This is a genomic window from Streptomyces sp. HUAS YS2, from assembly GCF_033343995.1.
In the GTDB taxonomy this organism is placed as follows: domain Bacteria; phylum Actinomycetota; class Actinomycetes; order Streptomycetales; family Streptomycetaceae; genus Streptomyces; species Streptomyces solicathayae.
This window is the reverse complement of the sequence record NZ_CP137573.1, coordinates 3808096-3822288: the sequence shown is the minus strand read 5'-3', so window position 1 is coordinate 3822288 and position 14193 is coordinate 3808096. Positions and strand designations below refer to the sequence as shown.

Here is a 14193-nt window from a genome sequence, read left to right as displayed (position 1 = left end):
CCGGGAGTCATTTCCAACCGGATAACATCAGTACACTGGTTGGATTGATGGAGGCAAGCTCGTGAAAGGCGGTCGTGCGTGACGGGAACCATCCAGCCTCACACCTTCAGGCTCCGTGACCTGGTCGGCGGGCACATCGTCATCGACCTGGTGAACACGGTCACGGCGCGTGGCGCGGAGCCGATCGACTGGCTCGACGGTTACCCGCGCCTGCTGGAATGGGCCGCCCTCACCGGTCACTTCGCCCCCGCCGACCTCACGGCCTTGCGGCGGCTGGCCGGGTCCGAGCCCGACAGGGCCGAACTGGCCCTGGGTCGCACCCGCGAGCTACGCGAGGCTCTGCACGATCTGCTCGCGGCACTGATCCACCAGGATGCTCCGGCCCCGGCGGAGGCGGTCGACCGCGTGGAGAACCATTGGAAGCGCGCGGTCGCCAGCGCGCGTCTCACCTTCCGCGGGGCCACACCGCAGCTCCAGGCCGGCGTCGAGACATCGGGGCTCGACTACCTCGATCACGAACTCGCCCTGCAGGCATTCGACCTGCTTCGGGCGCTGCCGCTGGAACGCACCCGCGTCTGCCTCGGTCAGCGATGCGGCTGGCTGTTCATCGACGGCTCCCGGGGCGGCCGCCGCCGCTGGTGCTCCATGGCCACCTGCGGGAACTCCGCCAAAGGCCGAACCCATTATCAGCGGAATCGAGCCGGTGGCACGGGCCCAGGTCTGGACAACGACGAAGCCCCAGGTCTCTGACCTGGGGCTTCGTTCAAGAGCGGATGACGGGAATCGAACCCGCGCTATAAGCTTGGGAAGCTCATGTTCTACCATTAAACTACATCCGCGCAGCGGTTCGGTGATCCGTACCGTAGCGTCACACACTGTACCTCATAGCGGGCTCCCGACGTGTCGCGTCGTGGGGCCCTTCGGTTTTGGTGGGGTGGACGGGTGTGCGGGGGAAGGAAGTTGGGGCGTAGCGTGGGGGGCGGAGTGCCGGATGGAGTGGCGTCCTGTTTATCCCCTAATGTGGCTGTCTCGTCCACCACTTGTCGGGGAAGGGACTTGATGGGTTCGATGGAGCGCACCGTCGTCCGTTGTGCCGAGGGGCACGTGTTCAGTACCGCTTCGTTCCCGTTGCAGCAGCTCGGTGCCGGGCGGATCGGGCCCGGGCGGCTCATCCGATGTCCACGGTGTGCGCGGCTGCGGCACGCGGTGCCCGTGGAGCTCGAGCGGCGCTGATGTGGGAGCTGGGCGCGGGCCGTCCCGATTGGGGACGTCCGCGCCCTCTGCGTATCGTGGGGGCGTGCTTCTCTCAGACAAGGACATCCGGGCCGAGATCGACGCAGGCCGGGTGCGCATCGACCCGTACGACGAATCCATGGTGCAGCCCTCGAGCATCGACGTGCGGCTCGACCGCTTCTTCCGTGTGTTCGAGAACCACCGGTACCCGCACATCGACCCCGCCGTCGAGCAGCTGGACCTCACCCGTGAGGTCGAGCCGGAGGGCGACGAGGCGTTCATCCTGCACCCCGGCGAGTTCGTGCTGGCCTCGACGTACGAGGTCATCACCCTGCCGGACGACATCGCCTCCCGGCTGGAGGGGAAGTCCTCCCTCGGGCGGCTCGGCCTGGTGACCCACTCGACCGCCGGGTTCATCGACCCTGGCTTCTCCGGGCACGTGACCCTGGAGCTGTCGAACCTCGCCACCCTGCCGATCAAGCTCTGGCCGGGGATGAAGATCGGCCAGCTCTGCATGTTCCGGCTGAGCTCGCCCGCCGAGTTCCCGTACGGCTCCGAGCGCTACGGGTCGCGGTACCAGGGCCAGCGGGGGCCGACCGCCTCCCGCTCCTACATGAACTTCCATCGGACCCAGGTGTGAGGCGGTAGCCGACATGAGTGAAGTGCGCGAGAACCTGACGTACGAGGACTTCGGCCGCGCCGTCCGCGAGCTCGCCCAGACGATCGCGGACGACGGCTACCAGCCCGACATCGTGCTCTCCATCGCCCGCGGCGGCGTCTTCGTCGCCGGCGGCCTGGCGTACGCCCTCGACTGCAAGAACATCCACCTCGTGAACGTGGAGTTCTACACCGGCGTCGGCACCACCCTGGAAATGCCGGTCATGCTCGCGCCCGTCCCCAACGCGATCGACTTCTCCGACAAGAAGGTCCTCATCGCGGACGACGTCGCCGACACCGGCAAGACGCTCAAGCTCGTCCACGACTTCTGCGTCGACCACGTGGCCGAGGTCCGCTCCGCGGTCATCTACGAGAAGTCGCACTCCCTCGTGAAGTGCGAGTACGTCTGGAAGAAGACCGAGGACTGGATCAACTTCCCGTGGTCGGTTCTGCCGCCGGTCAGCCGGACGGGCGAGGCGCCGAAGCCGAACCTGGAAGCGCTCTAGGGACGCGGGCGCAGGATTCGGTTCCGCCGGGCTCGATCCGGCCCGGCCTGCCCCCGCCCCGTACGGAACCGCGCCTCGTGCGGTGTCGTCCCTCCAGGAGTCCGCAAGATCGACTCCGAGGAGAGCCCGCGCATGACCGGAACCGCTGCCCGCTACCTCTACCTCACCCGCCACGCCGAGGCCTCGGCGGACGAGAGCGAGCTGACGGAGGCCGGGCGCCGGCAGGCCGTGCTGCTCGGGGAGCGGCTGCGCGGGGTTCCGCTGGCGGCGGTCCACCACGGGCCGCTCGCCCGTGCCGAGCAGACCGCCCGGCTGATCGGCGAGCAGCTCGACGGCGTCCCGCTGCGGCGCTCCGCCGCGGCCGGCGACTACATCCCCTATCTGCCGGCGCGCGAGGAGCTGCCGCCGGAGACCGCGGACGCCATGCTCGGCTTCCTGGCCGGGTTCCCGGCCGAGGAGCGGGAGCAGGGGCCCGGGCTCGCGGCGGCGGCGGTCGCGGAGTTCACCGGACCCGTCGCGCGCGACGAGCCGCGCCATGAACTCGTCGTCACCCACAACTTCCTCGCCGGTTGGCTCGTACGTGCCGCGCTCGACGCCCCGGAGTGGCGCTGGATGGGCATCAACCACGCCAACGCGGCTCTGACCGTGCTTCGTTACGCCCCCGGCCGTCCGCCGTCGATCCTCCTCTTCAACGACGCCGGTCATCTCTCCGCCGACCTCCGCTGGACCGGTTTCCCACCGGAGCTCCACGTGTGAGCGTCAAACGACGAGCGTCAATCCGTTGTGCGCCAAAGCGATGAGCGTCAAACCGATGTGCGGTGGACCGATGAGTTTCTCCGTGGCCGGCAGTCAAAAGTCATGGTTGGGTGCACGGCGGCCGGCGTGACCCTCTCCAGGCAAGAGCCAGTACCGAGTCACCGAGCACCGAGCTACCGAGGAGCAGTCCCATGCGTACTCTGATCAGCACCGCTTTCGTCTCGCTCGACGGCGTCGTGGAGGCCCCGGGCGGCGAGCCCGGCTACCGGAACTCCGGCTGGACCTTCAAGCACACGGACTTCCTGCCCGAGGCGTTCGAGATCAAGGAGCGGGAGCAGAAGGAAGCCGCGGCGATGCTGATGGGCCGGACCAGCTACGAGGCCTTCAGCCCCGTGTGGCCGGACATGGAGGACTTCGCCGACTACAAGGTGATGCCGAAGTACGTCGTCTCCACCACCCTCGCCGAGGGCGACCTGGTGTCGAACTGGGGCGAGACCACGATCCTGCGCTCGGTCGACGACGTCGCCGCGCTGAAGGAGACCGAGGGCGGCCCGATCATCCTGCACGGCAGCGCCGCACTGAACCACGCGCTCTCCGACGCCGGCCTGATCGACCGTTACCACCTCCTCGTCTTCCCGCTCCTCCTCGGCGCCGGCAAGCGCCTGTTCAGCGCCACCGACAAGGACGCCCAGAAGCTCACGCTCGTCGAGCACGAGGCCTACGCCAACGGCCTGCAGAAGAACGTCTTCGACGTCGTCCGCTGACCACACACGAACTGCACGCGCGAGGCCCCCACCGCCGTGCGGTGGGGGCCTCGCTGTGTCCGCGTGTCCGTCCGAGCCGTCCGCGTGTCCGTCTGCGCGTCAGTGCGCGGGTCGCTCAGATCGTGCCGAGTTTGATGATCGACAACAGGGCGATCAGCTGGATCGCCGAGGCGCCCAGGGCCTTCGGCCAGGGCAGGTCGTGCGACTTGCTCACCATCGACGTGAACAGCGCGCCCGCCGCCAGCCAGGTCACCCAGCCGAGGACCTGCACCAGGCTGTTCTCGCCGCCCAGGAAGAGGGCGAAGAGCAGACGGGGCGCGTCCGTGATCGACATGATCAGCATCGACAGGCCGACCGTCGGCTGCCACGCCCCGTCGCCGCCCAGCTGGCGCGCCAGCGTGTGCGTCACCGCGCCCAGGATCGCGCCACCGATCACGAAGCCCACGCCCGTCATCAGGACGTAAGGGACCGCCGTCGACAGCGTCGCGTTGATCGCCTCGTCGCGGGCCTGGTCGAATCCGAAGATGGCCAGCAGGCCGTAGAGGAACGTGACGATCAGCGCCGGGCCCCACACCGGGTGGTCCCGCATCTGGAGGAACGTCGGGCCCGGGCGCAGCACGATGCCGCTCAGCAGGGCCTTCCACGGGAGCCGGGGGCCGGTCGGGGCGACGGGGGCCGCGCCGGCCTGGTACGTCGCCGCGTCGCCGTACGGGTCGTCGTGGATGCTGAAGGCCCGCGTGTGGCCCGGGTTGTTGTCCACGTAGCCCTGCTGCGGGTACGGGGGCTGCGGGTGCCCGCCCTGCCCATCGTGTCCGCCATGCCCGCCGTGCCCGCCTGGGCCGCCCTGCTGCGGGTACGGGTCCCCGAAGTACTCCGGCTCGCCGTACTGCTGCTGCGAGCCCTGCTGCCACTGCTGCTGCGGGTACGGCGGCGGGGCCGCCGGCTGCCCGTACTGCGGTGCCTGCTGCGGTTGTTGTTGCGGGGAGCGGTTGTCCCGGCCGCGTCCGATCCTGAATCCAGCCACGTCGTCGAACGTACCCGCTCCCGCTGTGTGCGGTGCGCGCACGGGGGAGCAGGGGCGCCTTTGCGGCCGACCTGTGACATCCCCTAGGGGCCGTGGGCCGGGGTACGGCCCGGGGGTACGACCCGTGGGCCGGAGTACGGCCCAGAGGTCCGTCTCAGGGGCTACGACCCAAGGGGGACCGGCCGAGGGGGACCGGCCGAGGGGACGACCCGAGAGCTACGCCCGCACAGGTACGACGAAGGGGCCGGCCCCCTTCCCGGGGGCGGCCCCTTCGTCGTACCTCAGCGGGTCCCTACTGCGCGGGCTCCGGCTCGGGCTCCGCCGGCACGTCCTCCACCGGCGTCTTGACCGAGTCGAGCAGCAGCTGCGCGACGTCCACGACCTGCAGGCTCTCCTTGGCCTTGCCGTCGTTCTTCTTGCCGTTGACCGAGTCCGTCAGCATGACGAGGCAGAACGGGCAGGCCGTCGACACGATGTCCGGGTTGAGGGACAGCGCCTCGTCCACGCGCTCCGTGTTGATGCGCTTGCCGATCCGCTCCTCCATCCACATCCGGGCACCACCGGCGCCGCAGCAGAAGCCGCGCTCCTTGTGGCGGTGCATCTCCTGCTGGCGCAGGCCGGGGACGGCGGACATGATCTCGCGCGGCGGCGTGTAGACCTTGTTGTGGCGTCCCAGGTAGCACGGGTCGTGGTACGTGATGAGGCCGTCGACCGGGGTCACCGGGATCAGCTTGCCCTCGTCGATGAGGTGCTGCAGCAGCTGGGTGTGGTGGATGACCTCGTACTCGCCGCCGAGCTGCGGGTACTCGTTGGCGATGGTGTTGAAGCAGTGCGGGCAGGTCGAGACGATCTTCTTCGCCGACTTCGGCTTCTTCGTCGACTCGTCCTCGTCGTCCTCGCCGAACGCCATGTTCAGCATCGCGACGTTCTCGGCGCCCAGCTGCTGGAACAGCGGCTCGTTGCCCAGACGGCGCGGGGAGTCACCCGTGCACTTCTCCTCGCCGCCCATGATCGCGAACTTGACGCCCGCGATGTGCAGCAGCTCGGCGAAGGCCTTCGTCGTCTTCTTGGCCCGGTCCTCCAGGGCGCCGGCGCAGCCGACCCAGTAGAGGTAGTCGACCTCGGTGAGGTCCTCGACGTCCTTGCCGACGATCGGGACCTCGAAGTCGACCTCCTTGGTCCACTCGACGCGCTGCTTCTTCGCCAGGCCCCAGGGGTTGCCCTTCTTCTCCAGGTTCTTGAGCATCGTGCCCGCCTCGGACGGGAACGCGGACTCGATCATCACCTGGTAGCGGCGCATGTCGACGATGTGGTCGATGTGCTCGATGTCGACCGGGCACTGTTCCACGCACGCACCACAGGTGGTGCAGGACCACAGCACGTCCGGGTCGATGACGCCGTTCTCCTCGGCGGTGCCGATCAGCGGGCGCTCGGCCTCGGCCAGGGCGGCCGCCGGGACGTCCTTGAGCGCCTCCGCCGAAGCCTTCTCGTTGCCCTCCATGTCCTTGCCGCCACCCGCGAGCAGGTACGGCGCCTTGGCGTGGGCGTGGTCGCGGAGCGACATGATCAGGAGCTTCGGGGAGAGCGGCTTGCCCGTGTTCCAGGCGGGGCACTGCGACTGGCAGCGCCCGCACTCGGTGCAGGTGGAGAAGTCGAGGATGCCCTTCCAGGAGAACTGCTCGACCTGGGAGACACCGAAGACGGCGTCCTCGGCCGGGTCCTCCCAGTCGATCTCCTTGCCGGCCGTCGTCATCGGCTGCAGCGGGCCGAGGGCGGTGGAGCCGTCCGCGTTGCGCTTGAACCAGATGTTCGGGAAGCCGAGGAAGCGGTGCCAGGCCACACCCATGTTCGTGTTCAGCGAGACCGTGATCATCCAGGTGAAGGACGTGACGATCTTGAGCGCCGCGAAGCCGTAGGTGAGGTACTGGATCGTGCTCAGGTCCAGGCCGTCGAGCAGCGCGATCAGCGGGTACGAGGCGAAGAAGCCCGGCTCCCAGCTGGTCACGTGGTGCTGGACGCCCTCGAGGGCGCGGAGCGTCATGATGCAGACGCCGACGATCAGGATGACGGCCTCGACGAAGTACGCCTGGCCGGTCTTGGAGCCCGCGAAGCGGGACTTGCGGCCCGCCTTGGTCGGCTTGCTCAGCTGGCGGACGACGATCAGGGTCACGATGCCGAGGACCGTCATCAGGCCGAGGAACTCGGTGAAGATCTCGTACGGCAGCCAGTCGCCGATGATCGGGATCAGCCAGTCGGCCTCGAAGAGCTGGCCGAAGGCGTTCACGATCGTGAGCAGCAGCGCGAAGAAGCCGATCGCCACGAACCAGTGCGCGAAGCCGACGATGCCCCAGCGGTTCATGCGCGTGTGGCCGAGGAACTCCTTGACCAGCGTGATGGTGCGCTGCTTGGGGTCACCGGTACGCGTACCGGCGGGCACCGGCTGACCGAGCCGCACGAAGCGGTAGATCTGCACGGTGGCGCGGCCGAACAGCGCGACGGCCACCACCGTGATGGCGATCGACACGATGATCGCGGCGAGTTGCATGACGGGCTCCTCGGGCGGGCCTGCGAGGCGGAATCCACAGAACGTACTAAGCGGTAACTTAATTCAGTCCTGCTGAGGGTACCCAGATATTCCGCCGCACTGTAGTTGTGCCTGCGGTGATCTGTGTCGCTCAGGCCACCCTTGCCGGGCCCGCTCAGGAGACGTGCGCCGATGCCTTCACGGACGCCCGTGTCCATGCGTGAATCGTACGGCCCAGAATCGCCAGATCCATGCCCAGCCAGTGATGGTCCACATAGTGGAGATCGAGCAGGGTCATCTCCTCCCACGGCAGGTCCGACCGGCCGCTGACCTGCCACAGTCCGGTCAGCCCCGGCCGTACGGTCAGTCGCCGCCGGCCCTCGCCCCGGCACTCCTCGTCGTCGGGCGACAGTGGCGCCGGACCGACCAGCGACATCTCGCCACGCACGACATGGAGCAGTTGCGGCAGCCGGGTGATCGGGCGACCGCCGCCGCGGAAGCTCAGCAGGTGGTACGGGCGCCCGCCGAGCCCTGCCCGTACCTCCCGGCGCAGCACCCCGCCCGGGGCCTCCAGGGGGCCGAGCGCGGACAGCGCGAGCGCCGCTGCGACGGCGAGCAGGACGGGGGAGAGGAGCAGGAGCAGGATCAGGGCGACGGTGAGATCGAGTACGCGCTTGGCCGTCATGCCGCTGCCTCCTGCGGGCCGCCGCCTCCGCTCATGCCCTTACCTCCGCTTCATGCCGGTTCATGGGACCCTTCAAGAGGTCCGTCATGGGATATGTCCGGCTTTGATCCACGAATGCCCCGACCCTCTCACCCGGAACCCCGAATTCCCGGTCGCCACACCGCGATCCGGCCCTCCCCAGGGCTCCACCTGAGCCCCCTGTCCGACGAAGAGTTGAGTCGACTCCACTCAGGTCTGTTGACTCCGTGGGACGGGTGGTGCATCCTTGAGCGAGTTCCACTCAAGTCAGTTCAGCTGGAGGAATCGAAATGGCACGTGCGGTCGGCATCGACCTGGGCACGACTAACTCCGTCGTCAGCGTTCTCGAAGGCGGCGAGCCCACCGTCATCACCAACGCCGAGGGCGCCAGGACCACGCCGTCCGTCGTCGCCTTCGCGAAGAACGGCGAGGTGCTCGTCGGCGAGGTCGCCAAGCGTCAGGCGGTCACCAACGTCGATCGCACCATCCGGTCGGTCAAGCGCCACATGGGCACCGACTGGAAGATCGACATCGACGGCAAGAGCTTCAACCCGCAGCAGATGAGCGCCTTCATCCTGCAGAAGCTGAAGCGTGACGCCGAGGCGTACCTGGGCGAGAAGGTCGTCGACGCGGTCATCACCGTCCCGGCGTACTTCAACGACTCCGAGCGTCAGGCCACCAAGGAGGCCGGTGAGATCGCGGGCCTCAACGTCCTGCGCATCGTCAACGAGCCGACCGCGGCCGCCCTGGCCTACGGCCTCGACAAGGACGACCAGACGATCCTCGTCTTCGACCTCGGTGGCGGCACCTTCGACGTGTCCCTCCTGGAGATCGGCGACGGCGTCGTCGAGGTGAAGGCCACCAACGGTGACAACCACCTCGGTGGTGACGACTGGGACCAGCGCGTCGTCGACTACCTGGTGAAGCAGTTCGCCAACGGGCACGGCGTGGACCTGTCCAAGGACAAGATGGCTCTCCAGCGTCTCCGCGAGGCCGCGGAGAAGGCGAAGATCGAGCTCTCGTCCTCGACCGAGACCACGATCAACCTGCCCTACATCACGGCCTCCGCCGAGGGCCCGCTGCACCTGGACGAGAAGCTCACGCGCGCCCAGTTCCAGCAGCTCACCGCGGACCTCCTGGAGCGCTGCAAGACGCCGTTCCACAACGTCATCAAGGACGCGGGCATCCAGCTCGGCGAGATCGACCACGTCGTTCTCGTCGGTGGCTCGACCCGTATGCCGGCCGTCGCCGACCTGGTCAAGGAACTGACCGGCGGCAACGAGGCCAACAAGGGCGTGAACCCGGACGAGGTCGTCGCCATCGGCGCCGCCCTGCAGGCCGGTGTCCTCAAGGGTGAGGTCAAGGACGTCCTGCTCCTCGACGTGACCCCGCTGTCCCTCGGTATCGAGACCAAGGGCGGCATCATGACGAAGCTCATCGAGCGGAACACGACGATCCCGACCAAGCGGTCCGAGATCTTCACCACCGCCGAGGACAACCAGCCGTCCGTCCAGATCCAGGTCTACCAGGGCGAGCGCGAGATCGCGGCGTACAACAAGAAGCTCGGCATGTTCGAGCTGACCGGTCTGCCGCCGGCCCCGCGCGGTGTCCCGCAGATCGAGGTCGCCTTCGACATCGACGCCAACGGCATCATGCACGTGACCGCGAAGGACCTGGGCACGGGCAAGGAGCAGAAGATGACCGTCACCGGTGGCTCCTCGCTGCCGAAGGACGAGGTCAACCGGATGCGCGAAGAGGCCGAGAAGTACGCGGAGGAGGACCACGCCCGCCGCGAGGCCGCCGAGAACCGCAACCAGGGCGAGCAGCTCGTCTACCAGACCGAGAAGTTCCTCAAGGACAACGAGGACAAGGTCCCGGGTGACGTCAAGACCGAGGTCGAGGCCGCCGTCGCCGAGCTGAAGGAGAAGCTCAAGGGCGAGGACTCCGCCGAGATCCGTACCGCCACCGAGAAGGTCGCGGCCGTCTCCCAGAAGCTCGGTCAGGCCCTCTACGCCGACGCCCAGGCCGCCCAGGCCGCGGGTGGCGCCGAGGCCCCGAAGGCCGACGACGACGTCGTCGACGCCGAGATCGTGGACGACGAGAAGCCCGGTGACGCGAAGGGCGGCGCTGTCTGATGACGGAGGAGACCCCGGGCTTCGAGGAGAAGCCCGACGTCCCCTCCGGCGCCACCCCTGACGACGCCGCCGATGCCGCCGAGTCCCCCTCCACGGAGGAGGGCCCGGCGGCCCCGGCCGGGGACGCACTCAAGACCGCCGGTCTGACGGCCGAGCTGGACCAGGTCCGCACCGCGCTCACCGAGCGCACCGGGGACCTCCAGCGGCTCCAGGCCGAGTACCAGAACTACCGCCGCCGGGTGGAGCGCGACCGGATCACCGTCAAGGAGATCGCCGTCGCGGGCCTCCTGACGGAGCTGCTGCCCGTGCTCGACGACGTCGGCCGGGCGCGGGACCACGGCGAGCTCGTGGGCGGGTTCAAGTCGGTGGCCGAATCGCTGGAGACGGTCGTCGCCAAGATGGGCCTGCAGCAGTTCGGCAAGGAGGGTGAGCCCTTCGACCCGACGATCCACGAGGCCCTGATGCACTCGTACGCGCCGGACGTCACCGAGACGACCTGCGTGGCGATCCTGCAGCCGGGGTACCGGATCGGCGAGCGGACCATCCGGCCCGCCCGTGTCGCGGTGGCGGAGCCCCAGCCCGGGGCGGCGCCGGCCGCGAAGGACGAGAAGAAGAAGGCCGACGAGGAGAGCGGTGGCCCCGAAAAGGGCTGACGCGAAGATCGTCCGAGAGGAGGGACGCCGGTGAACACGAAGGACTTCGTGGAGAAGGACTACTACAAGGTTCTCGGCGTCCCCAAGGACGCCACCGACGCCGAGATCAAGAAGGCGTACCGGAAGCTCGCCCGCGAGAACCACCCGGACGCCAACAAGGGCGACACCAAGGCGGAGGAGCGCTTCAAGGAGATCTCCGAGGCGAACGACATCCTCGGCGACCCGAAGAAGCGCAAGGAGTACGACGACGCCCGCGCCCTGTTCGGCAACGGCGGCTTCCGGGCCGGCGGCCCGGGCGGCGGCTCCTTCAACTTCGACCTGGGCGACCTCTTCGGCGGCGCCCAGGGGGCCGGCGGCCAGGCCGGCGGCTTCGGCGGCGGGCTCGGGGACGTCTTCGGCGGGCTGTTCAACCGGGGCGCGGGCGGCGCGGGTACGCGTACCCAGCCGCGCCGCGGACAGGACATCGAGTCCGAGGTGACGCTCAGCTTCACCGAGGCGGTCGACGGGGCCACGGTCCCGCTGCGGATGTCCAGCCAGCAGCCCTGCAAGGCCTGCTCCGGCACCGGTGACACGAACGGCACGCCCCGCGTGTGCCCGACCTGCGTCGGCACCGGCCAGGTCTCGCGCGGCTCGGGCGGCGGCTTCTCGCTCACCGACCCGTGCGTGGACTGCAAGGGCCGCGGCCTGATCGCGGAGAACCCCTGCGAGGTCTGCCAGGGCAGCGGACGCGCCAAGTCGTCCCGGACCATGCAGGTCCGGATCCCGGCGGGCGTCTCCGACGGCCAGCGGATCCGGCTGCGCGGCAAGGGCGCGCCGGGCGAGCGCGGCGGGCCGAACGGCGACCTGTACGTCGTCGTGCACGTCGACGCCCACCCGGTGTTCGGCCGCAAGGACGACAACCTGACCGTCACCGTCCCCGTCACCTTCGACGAGGCGGCGCTCGGCGGCGAGATCAAGGTCCCGACGCTGGGCGGCCCCCCGGTCACCCTCAAACTGCCGGCGGGCACGCCCAACGGCCGGACGATGCGGGCCCGCGGCAAGGGAGCGGTCCGCAAGGACGGCACCCGCGGCGACCTGCTGGTGACGGTGGAGGTCCAGGTCCCCACGGACCTGACCGACAAGGCGCGCGAGGCCCTCGAGACGTACCGCGAGGCGACCGCGGGCGAGGACCCGCGGGCGGAGCTGTTCCAGGCCGCGAAGGGAGCATGAGGACATGGAGAGCCGTCCGGGGCGCAGCCGTAACCCGTACGAACTGACCGACGAGACGCCGGTGTACGTCATCTCGGTGGCGGCCCAGCTCTCCGGCCTGCACCCGCAGACCCTGCGCCAGTACGACCGGCTCGGGCTGGTCTCCCCGGACCGCACCGCGGGCCGGGGGCGGCGCTACTCGGCCCGCGACATCGAACTGCTCCGTCAGGTGCAGGCGTTGTCGCAGGACGAGGGCATCAACCTGGCCGGCATCAAGCGCATCATCGAGCTGGAGAACCAGGTCGCCGCGCTGCAGGCGCGGGTCGCCGAGCTGTCGGCGGCCGTCGAGGGCGCTGCGGCGACGCTGCGGCAGCGCGAGGCCCAGGTGCACGCCTCGTACCGGCGCGACCTGGTGCCGTACCAGGACGTGCAGCAGACCAGCGCGCTGGTCGTGTGGCGGCCGAAGCGCCCCGGCGAGTAGCTCCACGGTCGTCGAACGAGGCCCCCTCCCGTCCGGGAGGGGGCCTCGTCGCGTGTCCGCCGGCCCGGGCGGGGGTTACGGGATCAGCTCGCCGATCGCATCGGCGGCGATCTCCCACCAGGGCGCGGCGCCGGTGCCGAACGCGGCGGCGAGGGCGGTGCCGAGGGCGATGTCCCGTGGCTGGACGCCGTCGTGCCATTCGGCGCCGACGAGGCCGTCCCCGGTGGAGTCCAGCAGCCCGAGGGCGCGGCCGTCGCGGGTGAGCCGGCTCTCGGCGTACGAGCAGGGCACGAGGCGGTAGCGGACCCCGTCGACGGCGGCGTCGACGCGGTACGAGCGCCGGAACAACCGCCCCTTGGCCGGCCGGAGGACGGCGGGCAGCCCGTCGACGGTGAGCGTGAGGCGGGCGGGGTCGCGGGTGCCGACGGGGACGGCGTCGTTCGTCTCGCCGTCCCCGGGCGTGCGCGCGACGATCACCTCGGGCAGCCCGTCACCGGCGACGCGCACGGTCCCGGAGGCGTGGTCGAGCGCCACCCGCGGCGTCTGCGCGGTCGCGGTCACCGGTCCTGCTCCAGGATCCCGGACTGGGCGATGAGATACCCGAGTTGGGCCCGGCTGCCGCTGCCGAGCGCGGCGGCGAGCTTGGCGATGTGCGCCCGGCAGGTCCGCACGTTCATGCCGAGCCGGCGGGCGATGGCCTCGTCGACATGGCCCTCGACGAGGAGCCGGGCGATGGAGCGCTGGACCCCGCTGATGTCGTCGGTCTTGAGGTCGTACGGGATCTCCGCCTTGATGGGCACGGCCAGTCGCCAGAACTGGTCGAACACGTTGGCGAGATAGGTGACGAGGCCGGGGTGCCGGAGCTCCAGGGCGATCTGGCGGTCCTGCCGGGCGGGGATGAAGGCCACCTCGCGGTCGACGACGATCAGCCGGTCGATGATCTCCTCGAGCGTGCGCACCTGGACCTCGGGGCCGACGTGCTCCAAGTAGGCCAGGGTGAGCTCGGTATGACGCGCCGTGTGCTGGTAGAGGGTGCGCATGCGAATGCCGCGACCGAGCAGCGGGGTGACGCGCCCGAGCGCCTCGCTGAGGGCGTGCGCGGGGCGCCCGCCGCCCGGCTGGACGGTCAGCAGCTCCCGCGTACAGTTGGCCACCACCCGGTCCAGGGTGGTGTTGATCCGGTCGATCCCTTCGAGCACCGTGATGGCGTGCGTCGTGGGCGACTCCTGGGCGCTGATGGCCATGAACGGTTCGAACGCGTCGGAGAGTTCGACGGTGAGTCGCCGGCGGTCGAGGATCTCGCGCTCGATGGGCTGCAGCAATTGAGCCAGAGCCGCCGAGGGCGGAACCGGGCGGAGCCACTGCGCGTCGTCGGGGTCCGGGTGGAGCAGGGACAGGTCGAGCAGACAGGGTGCCTCGGAGACCTCCGACCGGGCTATTCGTCCCGTACGCAAAGCGGTGGCGTAAAGCTCGCCGCCCGATTCGCACAGCTCCGCATGCGAATGCGGGTGCCCCGGTCGGTCCGGTTTTTTCTGCATATGTACACCCCCAGGCTCCTGCATCTCAGGA

Annotated in this window: 14 protein-coding genes and 1 tRNA gene; 9 read left to right on the top strand and 6 right to left on the bottom strand. The window is 69.5% G+C overall.

Annotation, left to right across the window (positions count from 1 at the left end; all coding sequences use genetic code 11):
• The first annotated feature begins 78 nt into the window (after window positions 1-78).
• Entirely contained in the window at window positions 79-750 is a 672-nt protein-coding gene (locus R2D22_RS17465; protein WP_318104614.1) for a CGNR zinc finger domain-containing protein, read from the top strand.
• A gap of 18 nt (window positions 751-768) precedes the next feature.
• Here the strand turns inward: R2D22_RS17465 and R2D22_RS17460 are convergent.
• A tRNA-Gly gene (locus R2D22_RS17460) sits at window positions 769-839 on the bottom strand.
• Between the two features lie 458 nt (window positions 840-1297).
• Here R2D22_RS17460 and dcd point away from each other — a divergent pair.
• The 4 genes from dcd to R2D22_RS17440 all read left to right on the top strand — a co-directional run bounded on the left by dcd (window position 1298) and on the right by R2D22_RS17440 (window position 3916).
• Entirely contained in the window at window positions 1298-1873 is a 576-nt protein-coding gene (gene dcd / locus R2D22_RS17455) for a dCTP deaminase (protein ID WP_030690788.1), read from the top strand.
• A 13-nt stretch (window positions 1874-1886) separates the two neighbouring features.
• Window positions 1887-2396 (top strand): phosphoribosyltransferase, encoded by a 510-nt coding sequence (locus tag R2D22_RS17450; RefSeq protein ID WP_318104612.1) that lies wholly within the window; start codon window positions 1887-1889, stop codon window positions 2394-2396.
• Window positions 2397-2528: 132 nt separating this feature from the next.
• Window positions 2529-3152: a histidine phosphatase family protein gene (locus R2D22_RS17445; protein ID WP_318104611.1), complete on the top strand. Its 624-nt coding sequence runs from the start codon at window positions 2529-2531 to the stop codon at window positions 3150-3152.
• Window positions 3153-3343: 191 nt separating this feature from the next.
• Complete coding sequence (locus R2D22_RS17440; RefSeq protein WP_318104609.1) at window positions 3344-3916, top strand: dihydrofolate reductase family protein; 573 nt, start codon at window positions 3344-3346, stop codon at window positions 3914-3916.
• Window positions 3917-4031: 115 nt separating this feature from the next.
• On the opposite strand, the gene R2D22_RS17435 is transcribed toward R2D22_RS17440, so the two are convergent.
• The 3 genes from R2D22_RS17435 to R2D22_RS17425 all read right to left on the bottom strand — a co-directional run bounded on the left by R2D22_RS17435 (window position 4032) and on the right by R2D22_RS17425 (window position 8149).
• Window positions 4032-4940: a Yip1 family protein gene (locus R2D22_RS17435; protein WP_318104607.1), complete on the bottom strand. Its 909-nt coding sequence runs from the start codon at window positions 4938-4940 to the stop codon at window positions 4032-4034.
• 292 nt (window positions 4941-5232) lie between these two features.
• Window positions 5233-7485: a (Fe-S)-binding protein gene (locus tag R2D22_RS17430; protein ID WP_318104605.1), complete on the bottom strand. Its 2253-nt coding sequence runs from the start codon at window positions 7483-7485 to the stop codon at window positions 5233-5235.
• Between the two features lie 154 nt (window positions 7486-7639).
• Window positions 7640-8149 carry a sugar transferase gene (locus R2D22_RS17425; protein WP_318104603.1) on the bottom strand — a complete coding sequence of 170 codons (510 nt, stop codon included), beginning with the start codon at window positions 8147-8149 and terminating at the stop codon, window positions 7640-7642.
• 308 nt (window positions 8150-8457) lie between these two features.
• Here R2D22_RS17425 and dnaK point away from each other — a divergent pair, with 308 nt between their 5' ends.
• Genes dnaK through R2D22_RS17405 form a run of 4 tightly spaced genes read left to right on the top strand, consistent with a single transcriptional unit; the run spans window position 8458 to window position 12624 of the window.
• Window positions 8458-10302, top strand: coding sequence for a molecular chaperone DnaK (gene dnaK / locus R2D22_RS17420; protein WP_318104602.1), 1845 nt, complete (start codon window positions 8458-8460; stop codon window positions 10300-10302).
• Entirely contained in the window at window positions 10302-10955 is a 654-nt protein-coding gene (gene grpE, locus R2D22_RS17415; protein ID WP_318104600.1) for a nucleotide exchange factor GrpE, read from the top strand. Before dnaK ends, grpE begins: the two co-directional genes overlap by 1 nt.
• Before the next feature lie 30 nt (window positions 10956-10985).
• Window positions 10986-12164: a molecular chaperone DnaJ gene (gene dnaJ / locus R2D22_RS17410; protein WP_318104598.1), complete on the top strand. Its 1179-nt coding sequence runs from the start codon at window positions 10986-10988 to the stop codon at window positions 12162-12164.
• Window positions 12165-12168: 4 nt separating this feature from the next.
• Window positions 12169-12624 (top strand): heat shock protein transcriptional repressor HspR, encoded by a 456-nt coding sequence (locus R2D22_RS17405; RefSeq protein WP_318104595.1) that lies wholly within the window; start codon window positions 12169-12171, stop codon window positions 12622-12624.
• Window positions 12625-12699: 75 nt separating this feature from the next.
• Here R2D22_RS17405 and R2D22_RS17400 read toward each other — a convergent pair whose 3' ends face one another.
• Window positions 12700-13185 carry a hypothetical protein gene (locus tag R2D22_RS17400; protein WP_318104593.1) on the bottom strand — a complete coding sequence of 162 codons (486 nt, stop codon included), beginning with the start codon at window positions 13183-13185 and terminating at the stop codon, window positions 12700-12702.
• Window positions 13182-14162: a helix-turn-helix transcriptional regulator gene (locus R2D22_RS17395; RefSeq protein ID WP_318104591.1), complete on the bottom strand. Its 981-nt coding sequence runs from the start codon at window positions 14160-14162 to the stop codon at window positions 13182-13184. Before R2D22_RS17395 ends, R2D22_RS17400 begins: the two co-directional genes overlap by 4 nt.
• Window positions 14163-14193: the final 31 nt, after the last annotated feature.

What these genes read in the sequence shown, in the direction of transcription:
- R2D22_RS17450 (WP_318104612.1), top strand. Translation starts at nt 1,887, where the DNA reads ATGAGTGAAGTGCGCGAGAACCTGACGTACGAGGACTTCGGCCGCGCC.
- R2D22_RS17445 (WP_318104611.1), top strand. Translation starts at nt 2,529, where the DNA reads ATGACCGGAACCGCTGCCCGCTACCTCTACCTCACCCGCCACGCCGAG.
- R2D22_RS17440 (WP_318104609.1), top strand. Translation starts at nt 3,344, where the DNA reads ATGCGTACTCTGATCAGCACCGCTTTCGTCTCGCTCGACGGCGTCGTG.
- R2D22_RS17430 (WP_318104605.1), bottom strand. Translation starts at nt 7,485, where the DNA reads ATGCAACTCGCCGCGATCATCGTGTCGATCGCCATCACGGTGGTGGCC.
- R2D22_RS17425 (WP_318104603.1), bottom strand. Translation starts at nt 8,149, where the DNA reads ATGACGGCCAAGCGCGTACTCGATCTCACCGTCGCCCTGATCCTGCTC.
- dnaK (WP_318104602.1), top strand. Translation starts at nt 8,458, where the DNA reads ATGGCACGTGCGGTCGGCATCGACCTGGGCACGACTAACTCCGTCGTC.
- grpE (WP_318104600.1), top strand. Translation starts at nt 10,302, where the DNA reads ATGACGGAGGAGACCCCGGGCTTCGAGGAGAAGCCCGACGTCCCCTCC.
- R2D22_RS17405 (WP_318104595.1), top strand. Translation starts at nt 12,169, where the DNA reads ATGGAGAGCCGTCCGGGGCGCAGCCGTAACCCGTACGAACTGACCGAC.
- R2D22_RS17395 (WP_318104591.1), bottom strand. Translation starts at nt 14,162, where the DNA reads ATGCAGAAAAAACCGGACCGACCGGGGCACCCGCATTCGCATGCGGAG.